The following is a 23,233-nucleotide window of genomic DNA, read 5'->3' on the forward strand; positions in this document are numbered from 1 at the left end:
AAGGAAGTAACTGAGTTTCCCTTTTGATAATCTTTAATAATCTGCAGTTTAAATTCCGTTCCGTGCTTTCTGTTTTTTGTCATAAAAATGCCCCCAATAAGTGTCTAACTTTTTGGGGGCAGTCTAATTTGAATCGGGACCTTTTTTGTTCTTTTAAAATCAGTTAAACTTTGATTTCAACTTCAACACCGCTAGGCAATTCAAGTTTCATTAAAGCATCAACTGTTTTAGAGTTAGAGCTATAAATATCCAATAAACGTTTGTAAGCGCATAACTGGAATTGCTCTCTAGCTTTTTTGTTTACGTGTGGAGAACGCAAAACAGTAAAGATTTTTTTCTCTGTAGGAAGTGGAATCGGACCACTTACCACTGCACCCGTAGGTTTAACAGTTTTTACGATTTTCTCAGCAGATTTATCTACCAAGTTGTAATCGTAAGATTTTAATTTAATTCTGATTCTTTGGCTCATGTTATTTTAATTATGGCTTCCTGTTAGAGCTATTAACAACAGAAACCGGATTTATCTTTCAAGGTTGAGGGTGGAAGGTGTAAGGCTTAGGGTTCGAAAACCTTAAACCTTATGCCTTTAGCCTTTTACCTTATTAGTCTTCAGATTTAATTCTTCCTTTGGATTTAGCTACCACTTCGTCCTGAACGTTTTTAGGCGCTGGCTCATAGTGGTCAAATTCCATTGTAGAAGTTGCACGGCCTGAAGTAATGGTACGTAACTGTGTTACATAACCGAACATTTCTGAAAGTGGTACCAATGCTTTAATTACCTGAGATCCGTTACGGGTATCCATACCTTGTAACTGACCACGACGACGGTTCATATCACCGATCACATCACCCATGTTTTCTTCAGGGGTTAAGATTTCGATTTTCATGATTGGTTCCATCAAAGCAGGTTTACATTTAGGTAAAGCCTCACGGTATGCCATACGGGCAGCAAGCTCGAATGATAAAGCATCTGAATCGACTGCGTGGAATGAACCATCAATCAAACGTACTTTCATATCAGGAAGCGGGTAGCCAGCTAATACACCATTTGACATTGCAGATGCAAATCCTTTCTCAACTGAAGGGATAAATTCACGAGGAATTGAACCACCTACAATTTCGTTTACGAATTGCAAACCACCTTTTTCAAAATCGGCATCAATTGGAGAAATCACCACTTTAATATCGGCGAATTTACCACGACCACCTGATTGTTTTTTGTAAACCTCACGGTGTTCAGTTGTACCGAAAATAGCCTCTTTATAAGCTACTTGCGGCGCACCCTGGTTAACCTCTACTTTAAATTCACGTTTTAAACGGTCAATTAAGATATCTAAGTGTAACTCACCCATACCAGAAATTACAGTCTGACCAGTTTCCTGATCTGTCTGAACTCTGAACGTAGGATCTTCTTCAGCTAATTTAGATAAACCCATACCTAATCTGTCAACGTCAGCCTGAGTTTTAGGCTCAATAGCTAAACCGATAACCGGCTCAGGGAATACCATTGATTCCAGAACGATCGGGTGTTTCTCATCGCAAAGCGTATCACCTGTTTTAATATCTTTAAATCCAACAACAGCAGCAATATCACCGGCACCTACGTTAGGGATTGGATTTTGCTTGTTAGCATGCATTTGGAAGATACGCGAAATACGTTCTTTATTATTTGAACGGGTATTATATACATATGAACCCGCTTCTAAGTTACCTGAATAAACACGGATAAAGCATAAACGGCCTACAAAAGGATCGGTTGCAATTTTAAAAGCTAATGCTGCAAACGGCTCTTGCTCAGATGGTTTTAATAAAACTTCCTGATCTGTATTTGGGTTAGTACCTACAACACCTTCAGAATCTAAAGGTGAAGGCAATAATTCCATCACATAATCCAACATGGTCTGTACACCTTTGTTTTTGAAAGATGAACCACAAACCATAGGAACAATTTTAGCATCCAATACAGCTGCACGTAAAGCGTCTAAAATTTCGCGTTCAGTGATTGAGTTTGGATCTTCGAAGAATTTCTCCATCAAAGTCTCATCATAATCAGCAACTGATTCTAACAATTTTTCTCTCCACTCTGCAACTTCATCTAACATATCGTCAGGGATTGGCACTTCAGTAAAGGTCATACCTTTATCGTGCTCATTCCAAACAATACCACGGTTGTTGATCAAATCAACCACACCTTTGAAAGCATCTTCAGAACCGATAGGTAATTGCAAAGGAACTGCATTGCTGCCTAACATATCTTTCACTTGCTTAACAACTTTTAAAAAGTCAGCACCAGAACGGTCCATTTTGTTAACGAAACCGATACGGGCAACATTGTAATTGTTAGCTAAGCGCCAGTTAGTTTCTGATTGTGGCTCAACACCATCAACTGCAGAAAATAAGAACACCAAACCATCTAATACACGTAATGAACGGTTTACCTCTACGGTAAAATCCACGTGTCCCGGTGTATCGATAATGTTGATGTGGTATTTGCTACCACGGTAGTTCCAGTTTACTGTTGTAGCAGCAGAGGTAATGGTAATACCACGCTCTTGCTCTTGTGCCATCCAGTCCATTGTTGCAGCACCTTCGTGCACTTCACCAATTTTATGACTAACACCAGCATAATAAAGGATACGCTCGGTAGTGGTAGTTTTACCAGCATCAATGTGAGCTGCAATTCCAATATTTCTTGTAAATTTTAAATCTCTTGCCATGTTATGTTTTTGATTTATCTGATCTTAAATGATTGCACCGATTATGTGAAACAAATCGGTGCAAATTATCTAATCAGTATAATCTTCTAATTAAATCTGTGTAATCTTACTGACCTGTTAATCCTAAATTAGAATCTGAAGTGAGAGAACGCTTTGTTAGCCTCAGCCATTTTGTGCGTATCTTCTTTCTTTTTAACAGCAGCACCTTCGCCTTTAGCAGCAGCTACGATTTCACCAGCTAATTTCTCTTTCATCGTTTTTTCACCACGACGACGAGCATATAAAATTAACCATTTCATACCTAAAGCTGTTTTACGCTCTGGTCTAACCTCAGTTGGAACCTGGAAGTTAGCACCACCAACACGACGAGATTTAACCTCTACAGCCGGCATAATATTAGTTAATGCACGTTTGAACACCTCTAAGCCGTTTTCACCTGCTTTTTTCTCAGCAATTTCAACAGCATCGTAAAAAATTGAGTAAGCGATAGATTTTTTTCCATCGTACATCATGTTGTTTACAAAACGGGTTACCTGAACATCATTGAATTTTGGATCAGGAAGAATAATTCTCTTTTTTGGTTTTGACTTTCTCATTTCTTATTTCCTCCCGATTATTTTTTCTTTCCTTTTGCAGGTGCAGCAGCTGCCTGACCTGGTTTAGGACGTTTAGTACCATATTTAGAACGACGTTGGTTACGACCAGCAACGCCTGATGTATCTAGCGCACCACGGATGATGTGGTAACGTACACCTGGTAAATCTTTAACACGACCACCACGGATCAATACGATGGAGTGCTCCTGTAAGTTGTGACCTTCTCCAGGGATGTAAGCATTCACCTCTTTACCGTTCGTTAAACGAACACGGGCTACTTTACGCATTGCTGAGTTTGGTTTTTTAGGGGTAGTGGTGTACACACGTGTACATACACCTCTTCGCTGTGGACAGCTGTCCAACGCTGGAGACTTACTCTTGAACTCCAGTGCTACTCTACCTTTTCTAACTAATTGTTGAATGGTTGGCATTGTGCTTTTTTATGTTTTTTATTTAAAAAATTTACCGCTCCCCCGGCATCTTTGCAGATAGCCCATAAAACGGACTGCAAAAGTAGAACAATTCTTTTTAAAAATCAAGGGGTTAGCGCAAAAAGTTTTCAGTTGGCAATTGTTGGTTTTTAGTTGAGGGTTAAGGTTTTGCTGTCAAGTCTGCAGTTAAGACTTTTTAGTCAACAGCTCGCGCTTCAAGCCCTCTAAGACAAATACTTAATTGTTATATATGCCGTTATGTAAAACTCATTATCTTTATAAAACCAATCTAAAAAATGAAACTAAGCATCATCGCGATCATGCTTTGCAACCTTGCAATTCTATGTAATGCACAAACCACACCTCTTAAAAGAAAGGCTAACGTAGATTTTGAGGCTTATGAAAAACTTATACCAAAGGTTAAAGCACACCGTAAAAATAAGCTGGTTGATCTGCCAACACTTCTAAAAATGGCGGAAGAGAAAGGCACGGTTATTTTAGATACCCGTTCAGATAGCCTTTTTAAAAGAAAGCATATTAAAGGGGCGATACATTTAAATTTTGCTGATTTCACACAGCAAAACCTGTTAAAGATTATTCCCCATGCAGATGCCAGAATACTAATCTACTGCAATAATAATTTTATAGATGATCAGGTAAATTTCGCCAGCAAAGAAGTTGTGCCTGATTTGATAAAGAAAAAAATAGCACCCATTTCATTGGCATTAAATATCCCTACATATATTAATCTATATGGTTATGGCTATAGAAATGTATACGAGCTTTCTGAATTGGTAAGCACAAATGATAAAAGAGTGACCTTTGAAGGAACGAATAGCCGATAGTGGTCAATACTTGTTAAAAGAGACTGATTCCGAGACTGAAACACATAACCTAAGTCAATTCATAATTGTCCAGAAGATATAAAAAAGTCTTCCAGTTTTACCTGAAAGACTTTCCTTATTAAACTTTGGCTACTTTGTGTGTGTGTTTATGATGATGATGTTTTGGACGACTTTTTTTAGTCTGTGATTTTTCTGTCGTTGGTTTTACAGGCGCTACAGTTTTTGCATTAACGGTTGCAAAGGCAAACATGGCTAATAAAGCGATGCTTAAAACTTTAATTGCTTTCATTTTCAAGTGGATTTAATAATGAATAAACCTTGTTATTTTGTTGATTTAAATCTCGAAAATCAAAATGAAGATTTTATGAACTAGGGTAAGTCGAATTCAACCGTATAATTGAGCCTTTTTCCTCTCAAAACATATTCAGAAACAACTTTCCCATCCACCAGGATTTTATATTCACCTTTAGCTTCTTTTTTGGCAATAGCCAGTGTTTTAAGCTGAACATGAGTACCCGACTTTAATACCACAGTCTTATCCCATGCCCCATTTACTTCTTTTAATTCTGTCTGTTTGCCACGTTCATTAGTGTAAGCTACATCAGCTGTTAAATGGTCATCAAAACCGGCCCGGTAAACTACAGTGTAAGTTTCTTTCTGAGGGATATCCAGTTTACCCTTCGACATGGAATAATTTGTTGTGATAACGCCGAGCGCACAGCTGCTTAACGCAACTATTAGTAAAAAACAGCAGAAAATATTTTTCATTAGATAAGGTTTAGATCAAGATGACGATGGCTTTAATGGAAAGGTTGCAAAGACGTGAGAAATACTTGAATGAGAGAATGATTCCATGAGCGAATGACAGAAGAAACTGAATGATAGCATCATTTATTAAAGGTATCAAGATATAAATCTTCTACCTTTTTTCTTGCCCAGGGCATTCTTCTTAAAAACTTCAGGCTCGATTTGATCGACTGGTTATTATTAAAACAATCGATCCTGATCAATGAACCCAGTTTTTCCCAGCCATAATGTGCGTGAAGATCAGTTACTATCTTTTCTAAGGTGATACCGTGTAAGGGATTGTTTTTTTGCTGTTCGGCCATGAAGCAAAGTTAAGTCAAAATTATCAGGGTTTGTACTGCGCCATCCAAACATTTACGCCGCCGCAATCAGGATCATTTATTTTATGCCTGAGTAACTTAAATTCATTCTCCAGAAGTAGTGTTTGATATTCCGCAGTAGCTAAAGAAGCATGAAAAAGATTTTCGCCCCCGTTCATGCTCCATACCTCTCCCCGCTCTGTTCCTGATGTGAATAACAAAATACCTTCGGGTTTTAAGTGACGCTTAAAAATGGTAAACATGTCAGGCTGGTCACCAGCCGGAAGATGAAAAAAGCTATGCCAGGCAATAATTGCATCAAATTCCTCCTCCAGATCCAGCTCCCGCATATCCTTTAACAGAAACCCTGTAGTTGGGAAGTTGGCCTTAGCCAATTCAATCATTTGCGTACTGGCATCAACGCCTAAAACATTTATGCCATGCTTAATGAAATATTCTAATATCGGTTTCCCGTCACCGCAACCCAGGTCTAAAACCTTTGCACCTGCCGGAAGGTGTTCGAGGATATCATTTAAGTAAGCCTTTTCTACCAAATCGGCAGCCCGATTTTCGGCAAACCAACTCCCTATTTTATTGTAAACCTTATAAACGTTTTTGCGCTCTCCTTTTTCCACCCTTAAATTTCTATTGTTATTAATGTTATTTTAGAGATTTAAAATATCTGGTAAATCTAATGACGATTTAGCAAGGCCAAATTAATCATATTTTGCTTTTTTGGAAACCAGAAAACCGTTAAAAGAAGGGGACTGCTCATTTCCTTACCCTAAGTATAAATGTTTTTAATTTGGAAACGGACGTGCAGTAATTCATGGCATTTGCAGCCCTGCCATCCGCTTTATTTCGTTGCACTACATGTTCGCTACTGTCACGTTTGTGATGAATGACCTGCTCCCGGCATGTAGCCAAAAGAACTTAACCACTGTGTATAAACCCGATCGGAGCCGGATGCGACCGATTTTTCATCGGGTGCAGAAGCGGGAGCGGGACTGAAGACCGCCAAAAGCATCTGACCATTCATTTCCTTACCCTAAGTATAAATGTTTTTAATTTGGAAACGGACGTGCAGTAATTCATGGCATTTGCAGCCCTTCCATCCGCTTTATTTCGTTGCACTACATGTTCGCTACTGTCACGTTTGTGATGAATGACCTGCTCCCGGCATGTAGCCAAAAGAACCTAACCACTGTACATAAACCCGGTCGGAGCGGGATGCGACCGATTTTTCATCGGGTGCAGAAGCGCGAGCGGGACTGAAGACCGCCAAAAGCATCTGACCATTCATTTCCTTACCCTAAGTATAAATGTTTTTAATTTGGAAATGAACGTGCAGTAATTCATGGCATTTGCAGCCCTGCCATCCGCTTTATTTCGTTGCACTTCATGCCCGCTACTGTCACGTTTGTGATGAATGACCTGCTCCCGGCATGTAGCCAAAAGAACTTAACCACTGTACATAAACCCGATCAGAGCGGGATGCGACCGGTTTTTCATCGGGTGCAGAAGCGGGAGCGGGACTGAAGACCGCCAAAAGCATCTGACCATTCATTTCCTTACCCTAAGTATAAATGTTTTTAATTTGGAAATGAACGCGCGGTAGTTCCTGGCCCTCGTAGCCCTGCCACCCGCTTTATTTCGTTGCACTTCATGCCCGCTACTGTCACGTTATGATGAATGACCTGCTCGCGGCATGTAGCCAAAAGAACCTAACCACTGTACATAAACCCGATCAGAGCGGGATGCGACCGATTTTTCATCGGGTGCAGAAGCGGGAGCGGGACTGAAGACCGCCAAAAGCATCTGACCATTCATTTCCTAAGCCTAAACATATTTTTGAAAACGAACAGCTGCTGGTGCTTGGCTATTATAGCCAACATCCGCTTTACTAGTTTAGAAGTTAACCAATAGCCGTAGCATCAATTTCGATCAGCATGCCATCCAGGGCCAATCTCTGTACAGGAATAAGCGTATTTACCGGGAATTTTTGATCAGGCCAGATCTTATTCGATTCTTCAATCAAGATCTGGTGTTTATCCTCATCGTAATCGACCACTAAAGTGGTTAATTTGGCAATATTTCCCATTTTTAACCCTTTGCTGGCTAAAGCAATGGCAATGTTTTCGAATACGATGGCTACCTGGGTTCTAAAATCGCTACTTAAAACACCATCGGTTTTGCTCCCTCCCTGACCGGCAACAAATACAAGCTGACTCCAGGCCGGAACGGCAGCAACATGCGAATAGCCGTGCATGCGGGGATCGTAAATTCCTTCAGGATTGCTTATTTCTATTAAAGAAGTGCTCATATTGTATAATTTTATCGCTAAACTAATTGATATCCGAAATTAAATCGTCGGTGCTTTGCAATAAAAAACCTCCTGATCTTTAAAAATCAGGAGGTCCAAAATTATTTAAGGCAAGTTTAGTTACCTAATGCCGTTAATTAAAGGATAAATCTCAAAAGATGTCACCCTGAGCGTAGTCGAAGGGCATTTATTTGCGATTATCAATCTAAAGAAGTCTTCGACTACGCTCAGACTGACAACCATGGCGCTTAAATTAATGACATCAGCTTAGTTGCCCGCAGCACTCCACGTGTCATTATCCGGGTTTGAATCTGGCAATACTTTATCCGGATCCAAAGTAACCGATTCAATTTCTTCAGTTGATGGGAAACGAACCAACCAACTGGTATTTTTCATCCAAACGTCAACCGGAACTTTTAGGGTCTCCGTTTTTCCGCTTTTGGTTTTGATCTGAAGGATGATCGGCATTGGCATCTTATCCAGGTTTACAATTCTGATGTTGTATCCTGCCAGTTTATCGCCCTGTTTAACAGCTTCAACACCAGCAATACCCTGATCCATTTTCCAGCTATTTAACCACCAGCTTCTCCAGAACCAGGCTAAATCTTCTCCTGCCCCATTCTCCATCGAACGGAAGAAATCAAATGGTGTTGGATGTTTGAATGCCCAGTTTTTGATGTACTGGCGGAAAGCATAATCAAAACGGTCTTCACCTAAAATCTGGTTTCTTAAAATATCGAGGCCCCACCCCGGTTTGCTGTATAGGTTAACGCCGATGTTTCTTTCAGCCATACCATCAGGCATCTGCATAATATTTTCGTAAATCGGATTACCGATCACACTTTTACCGATCTTGTGAAAATCAGCAGGAGGACCTGCATATTCGCCATTATTAAAGTTTTTCTTAGAAATGCCATTAATAAAAGTGTTAAACCCTTCGTCCATCCAACCATATTTACGCTCATTAGAACCTACAATCATCGGAAACCAGGTGTGACCAAATTCATGATCGATTACCCCCCAGGCACTGGCTTTTTTTGCTTTCCAACCACAGAAAACAATACCTGGATATTCCATACCACCAATATTTGTAGCTACGTTAACCGCCATTGGATATGGATATTCGAACCATTTTGATGAATAATGCTCAATGGTCGATTTTACATATTCTACACCACGGCCATAAGAATCAACACCGTTGCTTTCTACCGGTTGTGCAGAAACGGCCAACCCCGTTTTACCGCTTGCCAGTTTATACCTTGCAGCATCCAATACGAATGCTTTTGACGAAGCCCAGGCCGCATCGCGCGCATTAACAATTTTAAACTTCCAGGTTAATTTATCTTTGTCCGGGCGCGATTTTGGATCAGTTACTTCCGCCTCGCTACGGATGTGCACAGTAGCATCGCTCAATTTAGCGGCATTCCATCTTTTTAATTGCTCCGGTGTAAAAACTTCTGCAGGGTTTAACAACTCGCCCGAGCCCATTACGATATGGCTGGCCGGCGCAGTAATGGCAAAGTTAATATCACCGTATTCGCAATAAAACTCCCCACCGCCCCAATAAGGTAAAGTATTCCAGCCAATTACATCATCATACACACACATGCGTGGAAACCACTGGGCAATGGCAAAAATCTCACCGTTTTTGGTCGTTAAATGTCCGGTTCTATCCGATCCTTCTTTAGGCACGATATAAGAATAATCCATTTTGATGGTTATCAAATCTCCGTTTGGAGCCAGAGGCTGATCTAAACGGATCTGCATCCGGGTATCTTCAACTATAGAAGTGAATTTTACGGCACCTGCTTTTTGAGCTACACTGATGTTTTGGATTTTATATCCCCCATCAAACTTTTCACCCTGTGCACCATAACGGCTACGCGACGGCGTGATGGCATAACCGCGAGAAGTCTCTTTAAATGTATTTTGATCTAATTGTAACCATAGATAGGGCAATTTATCCGGACTGTTATTTTTATAGGTAATGGTAACTGTTCCGTTAACCATATTTTTGTTTTCATCCAGATTGGCAGTAATGTTATAATCCACACGATTTTGCCAGTACTTAGGCCCCGGGGCACCGTTGGCAGAACGGAACTCATTCCCATTTTGTGTATAAAAAAGTGGTCCAAAGGCTTCAGCAGGATTATAGTTCGTTGCTGGCGCAGGGGTTGTGGCCTGTTGAGCAGATGCTGAAAAAGCAAAAACACAACAAACCAAACCAAAATTAATCAGTTTAGTCAATTTCATGATCATAATAAGGTTGTAATATGCGGTAAATATAAAAAATAACCACATATCGATTGATATGTGGTTATAATGTTACTATAGTATGTTTTTATATTAATTCGCTTTTAACTTTGGCAGATCCTGCAACTTTCTTTCCTGCGGTGTCAATTTGTTCCACGCTGCAAAGGCACGTGAGATGTAAAAAGCATAACGGAATGGTCGTTCGCCCTTAACAGCCTCAATTGAAGGCCGATAAATGATCATAAAGTTTTTAAGCTCCTCGCCTTCCAGCTTTGTCAGTTCAGTAATGGCCCTCGGGGTAAAATTTTCATCAATTTCATCCTGATACATTTCCTTTTCTTCTAAATCTGCCTCCTTGCGCTGTTGTCTTTTATATTTACCATAGCCCAGATTCAAGCTCAAACCGCCAACTTTATCGGTCATCCGTTTACGGCTGAGGTTTCCACCCGTATTCAATAGCGTATATTTTTCGGCCAATGGATCTTTAGTGTCTGTAATCTGACCATTCATCCTCACCGCTTTAATATCTACATCTTTTAAACTATTTGTTTTAACGGGTAGGTATATGGTTCTGTTTAAAAGATTGGTTAAATACAACGTATCAGTATGATACCCCACAGCAGAAAACTCTAAAAGGTCGCCAATATTGGCACTAATGGTATACTTTCCATCTTTATTGGTACTGGTTGATTTTTTACTGTTCAGGTTTCTGATGCTAACACCAGGAAGAGATAGGTTTTTTTTCGAAAAATCGAAAACTGTACCCGTAGTTACGGTTTGGGCAAAAACACCTATGGGCAAAGCCAGTAATAGCAAAATGATCAGTTTGTACATACTCAAAAGTAACTTAGTTGAACCATTAAAAGCTGCATTTAACAATCTTTAACATTAGAACAACTGAACTAGCCTAGTGTTTTTAAATAATTATCCTCATCAAATCCAATTAATACAGCCTTGCTATTTTGCTCAATAACCGGACGTTTTATTGCACTGGTGTTTTCTTTTAAATAAGCAACTGCTAAATCCTGGTTATCAATTTTGGCCTGTTCTTCTTTAGTTAGTTTTTTCCAGGTTAAACCCTTACGGTTCAATACCGTTTCCCAGCCGAAAATGTTACACCACTCGTTCAGTTTTTCAGCGGTAATGCCTTTTTTCTTAAAATCATGAAATTCATACTCAACCTGATGTATTTTTAACCAATCGAGTGCCTTTTTAACTGTATTGCAATTTGGAATTCCGTAAACGGTCATATTGGATAATGTAAGATGGAAAATGTTATATGGATGATGGAGATACGAATCCGGCTATCCGTTTCAAAGATAACAAAATTGTTTATCCGGAGTGTTGGATTTTGCTATCCGGCGCGAAGTGGAGATTCGAGAGTTGTCAACTTTCTAACTCGCCCGCTAGAAAGTTGACAACTCTATTCCGAAATCCTATTCATTCGTCACATTTTTAGTGCCTTCCATCACATTTTACTTATCGGTATAAATTCTCTTTGTAAAATTGTACCATAAATTTAAAATTCAATGGAAATTATTTCGGGTCGTCCAGCTGCTATCAAATCCAAAAACATCAACCAACTAGAGTTTTGGATTTCTACAACTTTATATATCCTCTCCCTGATCAGTATTTGTACAAAAATCAATTACGGACCTGGCCGCTCATACTATTACCCAGATAATGGTGTAAGTTATAATGTTCTTCAAAATTATTTCATTCCTGAGCTATTTAAAGTCAGCATGCTCTACTTCAGTTTTCTGCTGTTCAATTTTGTGTCAATGCCTCAACTGGCAAGGAAGCAAAATATCATCATGAACCTGATTATAACGGTTGCGGTTACTGCTTTTTCTATTGTAGCCTGGATGGTTGCCAATACATATACCCAGGCATACAGATTGATAGAATATGACGATATAGACCAGGCTTACGGTATATTTTTTGGCGAAGCATTCAGTTATATCTTTTTCCTTTACCTGCTCATCAATGCTTACTCATATTTTAATGAACGTGGATTAACACTACTCAAAAGAATTCCATTTTTAAACCATTATAATAACAACATCATTCCGGAAATTTTCACTGTTACTAAAATCTGGTTGATTTTACTCATGGTGTTTGCTGCTGTACTTTCGTTCAGGATCGATTACGAATTATTGATTATCTGGCTACTGGTACCGCCTGTAAATATTTTCTTTGCCTTTCTTGCTATCTATTACATCATCCCGAATCTTCGAAAAAATTTTAAAGGTTTTGGCCGTTATTTCTGGGGGAATGCAGGTTTAACTATACTCATCTCGATCCTCCTGCTTATTATCCTTATTCCTTTTATGCGCAATGGCGAAATTATACCGATTACCTTAATTTTAAATGCGATATGTTTAATATGTGTTACCACGCCATCTGCCTGGTACATTTACAAACATAAATTTGAAAAACTCAGCGAAATACAGATGCTAAAAACTGAGTTGGGCAAATCGGATGCAAACCTGAATTTTTTAAAATCGCAGATCAATCCACACTTTTTATTCAATGCGTTAAATACCCTATATGGAACGGCCTTACAGGAAAATGCAGAAAGAACCGGCGAAGGAATCCAGAAGTTGGGCGATATGATGCGCTTTATGCTGCATGAGAATACCCGGGATAAAATTTCGCTTACCCGTGAGGTAGAATACCTGAATAATTATATCGATTTACAAAAACTCCGCATCTCACGTGCTGCAGATATCAAAATTGATGCGCGGATTGAAGAACAGTTGAACAACCTTCAGATTACACCAATGTTATTGATCCCATTTATCGAAAACGCATTTAAACATGGAATTAGTTTACAACAACCTTCGTACATAAAAATTACCCTGCAAACTAAAGAAAGTACCTTATATTTTGATGTAAGCAACAGCATATATGTTAAAGCTGATAATGATCCTGAAAAGCTAAAAAGCGGCATTGGGCTTGAAAATGTTAAACAACGTTTATCGTTACTTTATTATGGAAAACATGAACTGATTATCCGCGAGACTGCCAATGAGTTTTTTGTGCATTTGACTTTGCAGCTGGATTAGTCCTTCCACTCTGCTCAGGATGACATTACTACTTAATGAATTGTCGCGCTGAGCGGAGTCGAAGCGCAAACAGATAGCTTTAATCAGTATGTGCTCTAAACATCCTTCGACTCCGCTCAGGATGACACCACTACTTAATGAACCGGGGCGAAATGCTGAGCGAAGTCAAAGCGCAAACAGATAGATTATAGTATTAATCCAAATATCCTTCGACTCCGCTACCATTGACATTATTTTGTAATCACCTGTTAATGAGCAGAATGCGGCATCATGCATTTCCGTATAGCTAGGCCATAGCACCGTATCACCGTTCTACTTAAAACCGGCCTAATAAATTTTTCGGACTGCACTGTTCTAGCCATAGCACTGGCTTTGAAAGAAAAATTTTCAGCCGGCATTTTTTGTTACTTTTTGATGCCAAAAAGTAAGAGCCCTTCGGCGGCGGTGAGCCGAGGCAAGAATTGTGCGAAGGAAAAAACGTCAATCATATTGATTTTTATACCATAAATTACCCCTCAGGATGACATTACTACTTAGTAAGCTAAGGACGACCAATTTCTACTTAGTCTGGACAAATCTCAAAAGATATGTCACGCTGAGCGGAGTCGAAGCGCAATTGACAAATTTATTACAATTTGATATTTTTAATGATCTTTATATATTTATTAGATTTAAAAATCCTTCTACTTCGATCAGGATGAATTACACACTATAAATAGTGGCTTCAAAGAGGAATAATTAAATGGAAACATACACCGTCTATATTTTAAAATGTGCAGATAACTCCTATTACACTGGGGTTACCAACGATATCGATAGAAGATTTTATGAACACCAGAATGCTGTAAACCCAACTTGTTATACCGCCAGAAAAAGACCTTTAATCTTAGTATTTTGCGAACACTTTGAAGACATTAACGAAGCAATAAGTTTTGAAAAACAAATTAAAGGCTGGACAAGAAAAAAGAAAGAGGCCATTATAAATGATAACTGGAACAAACTTAAAGAATTAGCCGTTTGTAAAAACACTACTAGCCATACGAATTTTACAAAAAAACTGACTTCGCTCAGCCTAACATCCCAAAAAACAAACCAAAAATGACTGCCATTGCTATAGATGATGAACCGATTGCATTAGAAATTATAAAATCGCATGCCTCAAAAGTTCCGTTTATTACTTTGCAGGAAACCTTTACAGATGCCTTTGCGGCCATCACCTATCTTCAACACAACAAAGTTGACCTGATTTTTCTCGATATTAAAATGCCCGATATCAGCGGAATCGATTTTTTAAAGAGCCTGAGCAAACCGCCCATGGTTATTTTTACTACGGCCTATACCGAACATGCAGTACAAAGTTTTGAACTTGATGCGATTGATTACCTGCTCAAACCCTTTTCGCTTTCGCGATTTTTAAAAGCCTGTAATAAAGCACTCGAACTGCTCAGCCTGCGAAGCGGAAAACAAGCGATAAAAGCCAGTCACATCTTTATAAAAGATGGCTATGAACAGGTAAAAGTGGCCCTTGATGAAATTCTTTACATCGAAGCTTCGGGTAATTACCCCCAGATACAGCTTAAAAGCAAGCTACTCAGCTCACGCATTACCATTAACGACCTGGCTGATTTATTACCAAAAACAGACTTTATCCGCTGCCACCGGGCTTTTATTGTAGCCAAAAATAAAATATCCAAATTCGACCGCAGCCAAATTTGGATTGGAGAAAAAATTGTTCCTATTGGGGCCACTTATGGCGGAATACAACTCACCTGATACAATTTAAACTTCGCAGGTTCTCAAAACTGATAAGTATTGACCGGCGATATAAAATGCAGAACTCCCGTTAAATAAACCTGATAGCAGCGGAAAACCCGCAGGTGAGGCACGAACCAAGGCTTTGAAGCGGATAGCAGGACTGTTACAACCCAAGTGCGCCCAACCCTGCTTTTCCAAAACATCTGCCGTTTAAACCATTAATACATCTAATGAGTATATTAGGTTTAACTTCCTATTTTCAAAACCTGTCGGACTTGTACTTCATAAGTTAGACCCTGAAATAAATTCAGGGTGACGGTCAAAATGTTAAGGTTTTACACTTACCCGGATTCCAGCCGAATGGGTAGTAAACTCTGGCGCATACATGCTTTGTAAACTGGTAACCCCATTCGAAAAATTACCGGCGTGGGTAACCCTTAACGGATATTCGAAAACATAGGTCCCTTTTGGCATGTAACTGATAAAGAAATTGGTTGATGCATCTTTTGTACTTTCATAATAACCCAGACCGTCCTGATATTTATACCCGGAAATTACATTAACAGGTTCAAAGCCCGAAGAACGCATATCTTTCAGATGGATGTATTCCATATCGCGATCACAATAAATGTCTATGCGCACCTTTAATAAATCGCCGGGCATTAAAACATTTGTGGTAGCTAACGGCGTCAGGATATCGCCTTTGGCACTGGCTTTTTGAATGAACAATTGTTTTTTGATTTTAACACCTGTGCTGGCAGATGTGATTTTATCCAGTTGCTCAAAATATTGCCAGTATAATGCACCCCAAGCAATGGTCTGGTTATTGTTTTTAACTGTAACACGGCCCATTTCCGGTTGAACATCCGGGCCTGCAATGCTTATTTTCTGATAACCGGTTCCGGCCTCCTTTGTGGCATTGGCTTGTTGCAGCACTGCTAATTTCCGGCCACCAATGGTAATTTCTGGTTCATTATTTTCAGTCAATAAATCGGCGCCTCTCATTAACAGCGCATAACAGGCTGCAGCAGTGGCTTTAGTCGTTTTCCAATCGTTGGTTTGTTTGTTTTTGAGCAGCCAAATCTTCATTTCCGCTACAGCCTTTGTATCGTTGGCAACTTCATCGAAAGCTTCAATCAATAAAGCCTGCGTTTCAACCGGACTTTGGTACCACCACCAACCTGCTTTATTGGTAGCCCAGTACATCCCCATTTCATCATTTTGTTGTGCGGTTTGCCTTAACAGCGTAATGATTTTTTTTGCTTCTATACTATGGCCGTTTCTGTTGAGCACCAATGCTGCTTGCGCCAATTGATAGGTATCGAAAGTTTTCCAGTTGGATGCCAGTTTTTTGAGGTAAAAATCTTTGGCCTTTAAAAAATCGGCACCGTTATTTTTCTGACCGGTATAACTTCTGGCAAACAGGTAGTGCAGCGGCAGGTAGGCAAATTGTTTTCCCTTCAGTTCCTCTTTATAATCTTTAACAAGTGCTGCATCCAAATAAATAATGGCTCTGTTGAGCATGGCATTAAATTTTGGATAAGCCTTTTCATCAACCATTCTCAGTTTTTTTAACTGCCCCATGCCCAAAACAATATGCTGTGTAATATATCTATCTTCTCGCATGCCACTAAACCATGGGAAAGCCCCATTGCTGAACTGCATTTTTTCCAGCTTATCGAAATTGTTTTTCAGCTCGTAAGTCATTCTATTTAAATCGAAAAGCACTGCCAAACGCTTCTTACGTTCCGTTTCGTTATCGGCATTGCGCACCCAAGGCGTTTCTTCCAATAAAATTGATTTCAATTCCTGGTTTTTCTCCAGGCTGGACAACAACGCTTCGCCATTATTGGTGTTTTTCCATTGCTCAAAAACCGTTTTAATTTTTGGCGACGAATTGATGATGCCCGTTGCGAAACTATTGGCATAAAGGCGACTAAAAGTTTGCTCGGCACATTCGTAAGGATATTCCATCAGGTAAGGTAAGGCCTGCACCGCATACCAAACCGGGTTTGAAGTAAACTCAAAAGTTAGGCCTTGGTTACGCATGGTTTTCGAACTGCCCGATTTTTCGAGTTTCTCAAAATCAAATGTTTTGGTGGTATTACCACGTACATTTATAGGCATACTTTCAGTAACCAGCATGGCATTTGCCAAAACCGGAATGGTATTTTCTTCACCATCACTGAACTTGCCACTTTGGGCCAAAACTTTATAGGTAATGGCATTAATACCCGATGGGATAATTAAGGTCCACTTTAAAACGGTATTGCCCTCGTTATCTACTTCAAAAGTTTTATCAGATTGTTCATTTGCTTCAAAAATTTGAATCTGTTTTCCTGTCAAAGCATCTGTAAGTGCTAAACTGGCATTGCCCGCAAGTTTTTTACCGGCTAAGTTATTCAGTTTGGCACTTAATAAAATGGTATCACCTTCCCTAAAAAAGCGCGGTGCGTTTACAGTTATGGCCAATTGTTTTTGTGTAACCAGCTCATTGGCAATGGTGGCTGTTTTTAAATCTTTGGTGTGTGCAAAACCCATCATTTTATAGCGGGTTAAACTTTGCGGTATGGTAAATTCAATCTTGATTTCACCTTTGGCATCAGTCAACAACTGAGGATAAAAAAATGCAAGTTCGTTGAAGTTGGTTCGGGCGGCAATATTTGTTTTTTTGATAACAGGCTTGCCATTTACGATTTCTAAACCTGTTTTAGGGTCGTAATGGTTAATGCTTGCGAAATCGTATGTACCAGTATCATCTACTGCAACTGCTTTTCCCTTTAATTTTTCAACGGTTGGTGGTTCAACACTTAGTCCAGCTACCTTTCCCTGTAAGGTTGACACTCCCCGAATCTGAACGGCTGCTGCCGTCATACTCTCCTTTCTCTGCGCCGCATAACCCACAACCACTACCTCATTCAAAGCCTGTCCATCCTCCTTCAAACTTACATCAATCCGTTTTTTATTGCCTATTTTTATAACGTAACGTTTAAAGCCGATAAAAGAGAAGTTCAGTGTCTCCCCAGCTTTGGCATCGATCGTATAAATACCGAAAACATTGGTTGTGGTTACTTTTTTCCCTATACTAACCTGCACGCCCGGCAGTATTTCACCCTGGCTATCGAACACCACCCCATAAATTAATTTACCGTTTTCTAATTCCGTCAGCTTTTTTACCGCTTCGGGAGACAAGCCTTTTCGTTTAGCCCTTTGTAAATTACTGATGTAGTTCCGGTAGCCATAATTGTATCCGCCATAATAGTTATACCCAAACAGGTTAAGATTTTCATAGCCCCGGGTAATTAAGCTATATTTTTTTTCCTGCCTTAAAAACCATAGGTAGCCTGGGTTAGCCACATTATTTACATTGAAATTCCAGTTATAAAAACCATAATTAAAGCCGGTTTGCAAATTCGTGTTCCAGTCCATTTGCCTAAGGTCGTCTAAACTTGCATCGTAAAGTGTGGCTACCATTTCGGCCATTTGTTTTTCTCCCATGTTATTACTGATCTGCAGTTTCCAGCTTTCCTTTTCGCCTGGCTGTAATTTATTTCGAAAGGCCAAAAAACGGACGTTCAGTTCTTTCTTTGGATCAACAATTTGAACCAGCTGCATGGAGTTATAAAGGGTCCCCTGATGTACCATCGTAAACTGTACGGCAAAACCATCTTCAGCATTAACTTTTGGTTGTATTTTAACAATGGTCTGTTTTGGCGATAAATTAATCCACACTTTTTCGGCTATGCTATCGCGATAATAAACTTCGTAATAAGCCTTGCTGTTTTCTGTTAAACCGGCCAAACGGAATATGGCACTTTCATTGGGTTTGATCACCGTAAACTCCGGTGTAACCCATTCGATGTTTGATTGTATTACAGCTGGCATATCATGATAAACGACAAGATATCTATCTAGTTTAACCGTATCATTTTGTCCGTTTACTGCCGTTAAACTTATTTTATAATAACCTGGCTTCAGGTCTTTCTGGCTGAAACTCAAATTTCCGGTTCCATTTTTAGCACTGAGGTATTGTGTAAATTCTACTGATTTTACCGGCCATTTGATTACTTCAAGTTCATTATTATAATCATCATCAGGGAAGTTTTTAATAAAATTCTCCTTGCTCATGGCATAGTTTTCGGCATAAAACGGACTTTTGTTCATCAACCTGGATGGTGCCTGGAGTAAGCTCCATTCTGCTTTCACATCAGCTTTAATGGCCTGATGATTTAAATTGGTAACCGAAAAAGAGAGGCTATCTGCTTTGTTGCTCAAATACACCACTTGTGCTGTACTGATGTTAAGCATAATGTCTTTCTTCCCTACGGTTAGGTTGATCGTCTTTAAACGGGTTTCCCCATTTAAATCGGTTATATCAGCTACGATTTCGTAGACATAATTTTTACTGGTATCCATAGCATTTGCAAAAAAGGCAATCTCAAATTTACCGTCCGCTTTCGTATTTGTTTTACCAATAGCTACCTGTTTTCTTGCAACATTTATCCTCGAACCATAAACTGTACTCGGTTGCCCATAGCTAAGTCTGTAATCATACATCAGGTTTCTAAAAACTTTATAAGCCACCTTCGCGTTGCTTACCGAATAGCCCGAAAATGAACTGGCTTTACCCTCAACTTTTATGCTATCGTTCAATTTATAATGTTTGTTGGGTTTATCAAATACTACTTCAAAAGTAGGACGCTTATACTCTTCAACCTGTACAGCAATGCGGCCATAATCGGTTTCAATTTCCATACTCCCGTTTAATATGCCCATTGGGATGGTAAAAGAGCCCTGGAATGTGCCATAATCATTACTCATCAGTTTCGTCGTGGTAATCTCTTTTCCATTGGCATCATTAAAAGAAACATCAACATCTTTATTTATTTGGATTTTATTTTCTCCGTTCAGGATTTTTAAACACAATCCTTTATAATAAACGGTTTGCCCGGGGCGGTAAATAGGCCTATCGGTGAAAAGAATCACCCGTTCATCATCTTCATCATCCCGGTAGCCGTTATGGTTGTTGATGTATAATTTCAATTCATCTTTTCCGAGCGTAACTACCGCGTAAGCCATATTTCTGTCGGTTTCATATGTACTGGCATAACCTTTATCATTGGTTGTAATTAAGGCGCCATCAATAAACTTCCGGGTATTATAATCATATCTCCGTTGCTGAATCTTTACGTTTTTTAACGGTGTACCATTGTTCAGCTGACTGACAAAAAATTCGTGTTTTTCGATATTACGCCTATTAATCACTGCCATAGCCGTAACCTTGAAATTGATGTTGCTATAAACGGTATTGTTCTGGTTGCGGTTAATGGTTTGTGCAATTAAAGTATAACTGCCAAAAGGCAATCCCTCCATTTTATCTACTAAACTGTGGGGTTGATAATCGTTGCTCCTGGGAACAGCTATTATCCAATGCCTCAAAGCTTTATTATTTTTCAAAAAAGCTAAGAAACCGGCCTTATTGTCAAACTGTTCATATTCATTTTTAAATTCGGGCGAATGGTATAGCCTCAGTTGTACACTATCAGTGTTTTTATATGATAAATATAATTGGCTTGGCCGATCGGGCTGTATAAATTCTTTTACCTGAACCGATAAACTACTGCTTTTAATATCTTCAATTAAATTTCTGGCGTTCTCAGCCCCAATGCTCTTTGGAAAGGTATTTACCGCCTTTTCGGCCAAAGCAACCGCCGTAATCAGGTTCTGCTTATTGGTATCAATAGGTAACTGTGCATTTTTATGTAAAACGGCCTGCTCAAACAAAATATCAGCAAAAACCTCGCTTTTAATACTTTGCTCAGCCAACTGGCTTAAGGCATTATTATATAATTCCTGACCGTCGCCCACAAAATGCTGGTATACAAATTTTAACCGTTTTAAATCCACATCTGCCAGTGCTGAAAAATTATTACTTTTCTGATGAAATGTGATCAGGTTTTTAAACAGCTGCAAAGCCTGCGTTTTAAAAGAGGTACTATCGATAGGTATTTCAGCAGCCAAGAATACCTGTCTGCTTCCCAACCAATCAACATTGCTCATGTCAATTGGTTCATCATCATGTTGGGTGAGGCCTATTTGAGTGTTGCTGAAAACATCAATGGCACGGTGGGCCAGCAGATCGTATATTGTAGGCCTGAAGCTTCTGTATGTTTTATCGCCAGCCAAAACGGCATCTAAAGTATCTACTTTCGTCTGTTGTAAAATCTGGCTGTCTTTTAAAGATAAAAGGTAATATTTTACGGTTTCATCATTCAGTTTTTTGATGTCCCAGGTTTTAATATCCTCTCCAATATCACCCTGTACCCGCGTACGCTCATTAATCTGCCAACGGTTTTGTTTAAGATAGTTCCAATAGGTTTCTGCTAAAAGTGATTGTAAAATGCTTTTAGCAGGCTGTTTGGCATTGCCAATATCTTTACGCAAATCCATCAAAATTTTATCAAAGGCGTTTTCTTCCAGGTAACTTTGAAACATCATCCGATAAATAACTGATTTAATAAGCAAAGGCATATTGTCCGTTTGGCTGGCCTGCTTATATATCTTGTCAATCAATGCAAGCGCATCTTTAGGTTTCGCCTGGTTCGCAATGGAATCTACCCTGTAAAAATCGATCAGCGTAAATTTATGCTGTGCAGAAACACTAAAGGAAAACAAAGAGATAAAAAGAAATAATGTGGAGATACGTAATAATATTTTCATAAGTATGGATTGCGTTTTCAATATTGATGGAATGAAGGCCCAAATTCCATAAGCAATTTAGATTTTATCTGATTTTTATACGAATCTAAGTGTTGATGAACCAAATGTTACAAGCCACAAACATTAAGGTTTTTAACATTCAATGCATAACATTATCTTTGCTTGATGTCAACACAATTAAAAAATCTATCTGATTTCTCTCACACTACGGTTCCTAGTGGTGAAAATTATAAATTCGGAATTATTGTAGCCGAGTGGAATGCCGAAATTACGGGTGCATTATACAACGGCGCATTGAAAACCCTGCTGGCAAATGGCGTTGCCGAAGAAAATATAATTTCTTTACCCGTACCGGGTAGTTTTGAATTAACGGGCGGCGCAGAAATTTTATTAAGCAAAAGAAGCGATATAGATGCTGTAATCTGCCTGGGTTGCGTCATCCAGGGAGACACGAAGCATTTCGATTTTATTTGCGATGCTGTAGCACAAGGAATAACCAACGTTGGTATTAAATATAGTAAACCGGTAATTTTTGGCGTTTTAACGACCAACAACCTGGAGCAGGCTCAAGACCGTGCAGGCGGCAAACATGGTAACAAAGGCGATGAAGCGGCAATGACCGCTATTAAAATGGCTGATTTTTCTGCGCAAATTTAAACTTGTCTTTTAATAATTATTTGTAACTTAGGCGTTTAAAATTTATCAGATCAGATGATGCCATCCGAACCAGTTCGTGAGCGCTTCATTACCATTGAAACAAAATTAAACAGATGAAAAAAGTAGCCATCTTATTATTGGCGGTGTTCTGCACCATTACCATTTTAGAATCTTGTTCTTCTAAACTTTGCCCGGCCTATGGATCTTATCCTGAAGGAAGACGCAGAAGAAACTAACCCAACTATTTCTAATCTTCATATTCAGGTCATTTGCAGAACTTTATTAAGCTGCAATTGTTATTCTGTAAATCATATCATAAATATCATGACTTGGGTTAACTTAACTTCAATGGAGCAGCTTGACGAGATCAAGAATGCAAGCGGTTTTAGTCTTATTTTTAAACACAGCACACGTTGTTCAATTAGTTTAATGGCTAAAAAGAATTTCGAATTTGACTGGGATGTTATTCCGTCGGAAACAAAACTTTATTTTTTAGATTTAATCAGCTATCGTGATATTTCTAACCAGATTGCAGAAGTATTTCAGGTAGCACATCAATCACCTCAGATTTTATTGATTAAAAATGGTGATTGTGTATTAGAAGCATCGCATAGCGATATTTCTGCTGATGAAGTTGCAGAAGTGATCGCGGCATAACGATAGAAAAATTCAGACAAAGGGTATTCAAGCAATTGGATACCTTTTTTTTGTGGTTGTTTTTTAAAAAAGCGACGTTCAGCGTCTGACGGGTTATCGAAGACT

19 protein-coding genes are annotated in these 23,233 nt (G+C 39.2%); 6 read left to right on the forward strand and 13 right to left on the reverse strand.

Annotation, left to right across the window (positions count from 1 at the left end; translation table 11 throughout):
- Positions 1-163: 163 nt before the first annotated feature.
- From rpsJ to rpsL, 4 genes are all read right to left on the reverse strand, one after another.
- Positions 164-469, reverse strand: coding sequence for a 30S ribosomal protein S10 (gene rpsJ / locus ACFE6N_RS08080; RefSeq protein ID WP_008244591.1), 306 nt, complete (start codon positions 467-469; stop codon positions 164-166).
- 133 nt (positions 470-602) lie between these two features.
- Positions 603-2,717, reverse strand: a complete 2,115-nt coding sequence (fusA, locus tag ACFE6N_RS08085) for an elongation factor G (protein WP_090984067.1) — start codon at positions 2,715-2,717, stop codon at positions 603-605.
- Between the two features lie 128 nt (positions 2,718-2,845).
- A complete protein-coding gene (rpsG, locus tag ACFE6N_RS08090) occupies positions 2,846-3,313 on the reverse strand; it encodes a 30S ribosomal protein S7 (RefSeq protein WP_025145241.1) in 468 nt (155 codons plus the stop codon).
- 17 nt (positions 3,314-3,330) lie between these two features.
- On the reverse strand, positions 3,331-3,744 hold the full coding sequence (gene rpsL / locus ACFE6N_RS08095; protein WP_010599925.1) for a 30S ribosomal protein S12: 414 nt from the start codon (positions 3,742-3,744) through the stop codon (positions 3,331-3,333).
- Positions 3,745-4,040: 296 nt separating this feature from the next.
- Between rpsL and ACFE6N_RS08100 the strand changes: the two genes are divergently transcribed.
- Entirely contained in the window at positions 4,041-4,589 is a 549-nt protein-coding gene (locus tag ACFE6N_RS08100; RefSeq protein ID WP_378935422.1) for a rhodanese-like domain-containing protein, read from the forward strand.
- Positions 4,590-4,707: 118 nt separating this feature from the next.
- On the opposite strand, the gene ACFE6N_RS08105 is transcribed toward ACFE6N_RS08100, so the two are convergent.
- The 8 genes from ACFE6N_RS08105 to ACFE6N_RS08140 all read right to left on the reverse strand — a co-directional run bounded on the left by ACFE6N_RS08105 (position 4,708) and on the right by ACFE6N_RS08140 (position 11,521).
- Positions 4,708-4,878: a hypothetical protein gene (locus ACFE6N_RS08105; protein WP_378935424.1), complete on the reverse strand. Its 171-nt coding sequence runs from the start codon at positions 4,876-4,878 to the stop codon at positions 4,708-4,710.
- Between the two features lie 80 nt (positions 4,879-4,958).
- A complete protein-coding gene (locus ACFE6N_RS08110) occupies positions 4,959-5,357 on the reverse strand; it encodes a hypothetical protein (RefSeq protein WP_378935426.1) in 399 nt (132 codons plus the stop codon).
- A gap of 119 nt (positions 5,358-5,476) precedes the next feature.
- Positions 5,477-5,698 (reverse strand): VF530 family DNA-binding protein, encoded by a 222-nt coding sequence (locus ACFE6N_RS08115; protein WP_090984073.1) that lies wholly within the window; start codon positions 5,696-5,698, stop codon positions 5,477-5,479.
- 23 nt (positions 5,699-5,721) lie between these two features.
- A complete protein-coding gene (locus tag ACFE6N_RS08120; RefSeq protein ID WP_378935428.1) occupies positions 5,722-6,330 on the reverse strand; it encodes a class I SAM-dependent methyltransferase in 609 nt (202 codons plus the stop codon).
- Positions 6,331-7,610: 1,280 nt separating this feature from the next.
- Entirely contained in the window at positions 7,611-8,018 is a 408-nt protein-coding gene (locus ACFE6N_RS08125) for a RidA family protein (protein WP_378935430.1), read from the reverse strand.
- A 267-nt stretch (positions 8,019-8,285) separates the two neighbouring features.
- Entirely contained in the window at positions 8,286-10,271 is a 1,986-nt protein-coding gene (locus ACFE6N_RS08130; protein ID WP_378935432.1) for a M1 family metallopeptidase, read from the reverse strand.
- Between the two features lie 93 nt (positions 10,272-10,364).
- Entirely contained in the window at positions 10,365-11,105 is a 741-nt protein-coding gene (locus tag ACFE6N_RS08135; RefSeq protein WP_378935434.1) for a carboxypeptidase-like regulatory domain-containing protein, read from the reverse strand.
- A gap of 68 nt (positions 11,106-11,173) precedes the next feature.
- On the reverse strand, positions 11,174-11,521 hold the full coding sequence (locus tag ACFE6N_RS08140) for a Spx/MgsR family RNA polymerase-binding regulatory protein (RefSeq protein ID WP_378935436.1): 348 nt from the start codon (positions 11,519-11,521) through the stop codon (positions 11,174-11,176).
- A gap of 279 nt (positions 11,522-11,800) precedes the next feature.
- Here ACFE6N_RS08140 and ACFE6N_RS08145 point away from each other — a divergent pair, with 279 nt between their 5' ends.
- The 3 genes from ACFE6N_RS08145 to ACFE6N_RS08155 all read left to right on the forward strand — a co-directional run bounded on the left by ACFE6N_RS08145 (position 11,801) and on the right by ACFE6N_RS08155 (position 15,112).
- Positions 11,801-13,339: a sensor histidine kinase gene (locus ACFE6N_RS08145; RefSeq protein ID WP_378935438.1), complete on the forward strand. Its 1,539-nt coding sequence runs from the start codon at positions 11,801-11,803 to the stop codon at positions 13,337-13,339.
- Positions 13,340-14,081: 742 nt separating this feature from the next.
- Positions 14,082-14,441 carry a GIY-YIG nuclease family protein gene (locus ACFE6N_RS08150; protein WP_378935440.1) on the forward strand — a complete coding sequence of 120 codons (360 nt, stop codon included), beginning with the start codon at positions 14,082-14,084 and terminating at the stop codon, positions 14,439-14,441.
- Positions 14,438-15,112 carry a LytR/AlgR family response regulator transcription factor gene (locus tag ACFE6N_RS08155; RefSeq protein ID WP_378935442.1) on the forward strand — a complete coding sequence of 225 codons (675 nt, stop codon included), beginning with the start codon at positions 14,438-14,440 and terminating at the stop codon, positions 15,110-15,112. Before ACFE6N_RS08150 ends, ACFE6N_RS08155 begins: the two co-directional genes overlap by 4 nt.
- Before the next feature lie 309 nt (positions 15,113-15,421).
- On the opposite strand, the gene ACFE6N_RS08160 is transcribed toward ACFE6N_RS08155, so the two are convergent.
- Positions 15,422-21,814 carry an MG2 domain-containing protein gene (locus ACFE6N_RS08160; RefSeq protein WP_378935444.1) on the reverse strand — a complete coding sequence of 2,131 codons (6,393 nt, stop codon included), beginning with the start codon at positions 21,812-21,814 and terminating at the stop codon, positions 15,422-15,424.
- Between the two features lie 165 nt (positions 21,815-21,979).
- Here ACFE6N_RS08160 and ribH point away from each other — a divergent pair, with 165 nt between their 5' ends.
- Both ribH and ytxJ read left to right on the forward strand, forming a co-directional pair.
- Positions 21,980-22,471: a 6,7-dimethyl-8-ribityllumazine synthase gene (gene ribH, locus ACFE6N_RS08165; protein WP_378935446.1), complete on the forward strand. Its 492-nt coding sequence runs from the start codon at positions 21,980-21,982 to the stop codon at positions 22,469-22,471.
- A gap of 198 nt (positions 22,472-22,669) precedes the next feature.
- Entirely contained in the window at positions 22,670-23,128 is a 459-nt protein-coding gene (gene ytxJ / locus ACFE6N_RS08170; RefSeq protein ID WP_378935448.1) for a bacillithiol system redox-active protein YtxJ, read from the forward strand.
- Positions 23,129-23,233 lie beyond the last annotated feature (105 nt).

Source organism: Pedobacter sp. BG31, assembly GCF_042464845.1.
Taxonomy (GTDB): domain Bacteria; phylum Bacteroidota; class Bacteroidia; order Sphingobacteriales; family Sphingobacteriaceae; genus Pedobacter; species Pedobacter suwonensis.

Bases quoted from the DNA above. Each gene is read 5' to 3' on its own strand.
- rpsJ (WP_008244591.1), bottom strand. From the start codon at position 469: ATGAGCCAAAGAATCAGAATTAAATTAAAATCTTACGATTACAACTTG.
- fusA (WP_090984067.1), bottom strand. From the start codon at position 2,717: ATGGCAAGAGATTTAAAATTTACAAGAAATATTGGAATTGCAGCTCAC.
- rpsG (WP_025145241.1), bottom strand. From the start codon at position 3,313: ATGAGAAAGTCAAAACCAAAAAAGAGAATTATTCTTCCTGATCCAAAA.
- rpsL (WP_010599925.1), bottom strand. From the start codon at position 3,744: ATGCCAACCATTCAACAATTAGTTAGAAAAGGTAGAGTAGCACTGGAG.
- ACFE6N_RS08100 (WP_378935422.1), top strand. From the start codon at position 4,041: ATGAAACTAAGCATCATCGCGATCATGCTTTGCAACCTTGCAATTCTA.
- ACFE6N_RS08105 (WP_378935424.1), bottom strand. From the start codon at position 4,878: ATGAAAGCAATTAAAGTTTTAAGCATCGCTTTATTAGCCATGTTTGCC.
- ACFE6N_RS08110 (WP_378935426.1), bottom strand. From the start codon at position 5,357: ATGAAAAATATTTTCTGCTGTTTTTTACTAATAGTTGCGTTAAGCAGC.
- ACFE6N_RS08115 (WP_090984073.1), bottom strand. From the start codon at position 5,698: ATGGCCGAACAGCAAAAAAACAATCCCTTACACGGTATCACCTTAGAA.
- ACFE6N_RS08125 (WP_378935430.1), bottom strand. From the start codon at position 8,018: ATGAGCACTTCTTTAATAGAAATAAGCAATCCTGAAGGAATTTACGAT.
- ACFE6N_RS08130 (WP_378935432.1), bottom strand. From the start codon at position 10,271: ATGAAATTGACTAAACTGATTAATTTTGGTTTGGTTTGTTGTGTTTTT.
- ACFE6N_RS08135 (WP_378935434.1), bottom strand. From the start codon at position 11,105: ATGTACAAACTGATCATTTTGCTATTACTGGCTTTGCCCATAGGTGTT.
- ACFE6N_RS08140 (WP_378935436.1), bottom strand. From the start codon at position 11,521: ATGACCGTTTACGGAATTCCAAATTGCAATACAGTTAAAAAGGCACTC.
- ACFE6N_RS08145 (WP_378935438.1), top strand. From the start codon at position 11,801: ATGGAAATTATTTCGGGTCGTCCAGCTGCTATCAAATCCAAAAACATC.
- ACFE6N_RS08150 (WP_378935440.1), top strand. From the start codon at position 14,082: ATGGAAACATACACCGTCTATATTTTAAAATGTGCAGATAACTCCTAT.
- ACFE6N_RS08155 (WP_378935442.1), top strand. From the start codon at position 14,438: ATGACTGCCATTGCTATAGATGATGAACCGATTGCATTAGAAATTATA.
- ACFE6N_RS08160 (WP_378935444.1), bottom strand. From the start codon at position 21,814: ATGAAAATATTATTACGTATCTCCACATTATTTCTTTTTATCTCTTTG.
- ribH (WP_378935446.1), top strand. From the start codon at position 21,980: ATGTCAACACAATTAAAAAATCTATCTGATTTCTCTCACACTACGGTT.
- ytxJ (WP_378935448.1), top strand. From the start codon at position 22,670: ATGGATCTTATCCTGAAGGAAGACGCAGAAGAAACTAACCCAACTATT.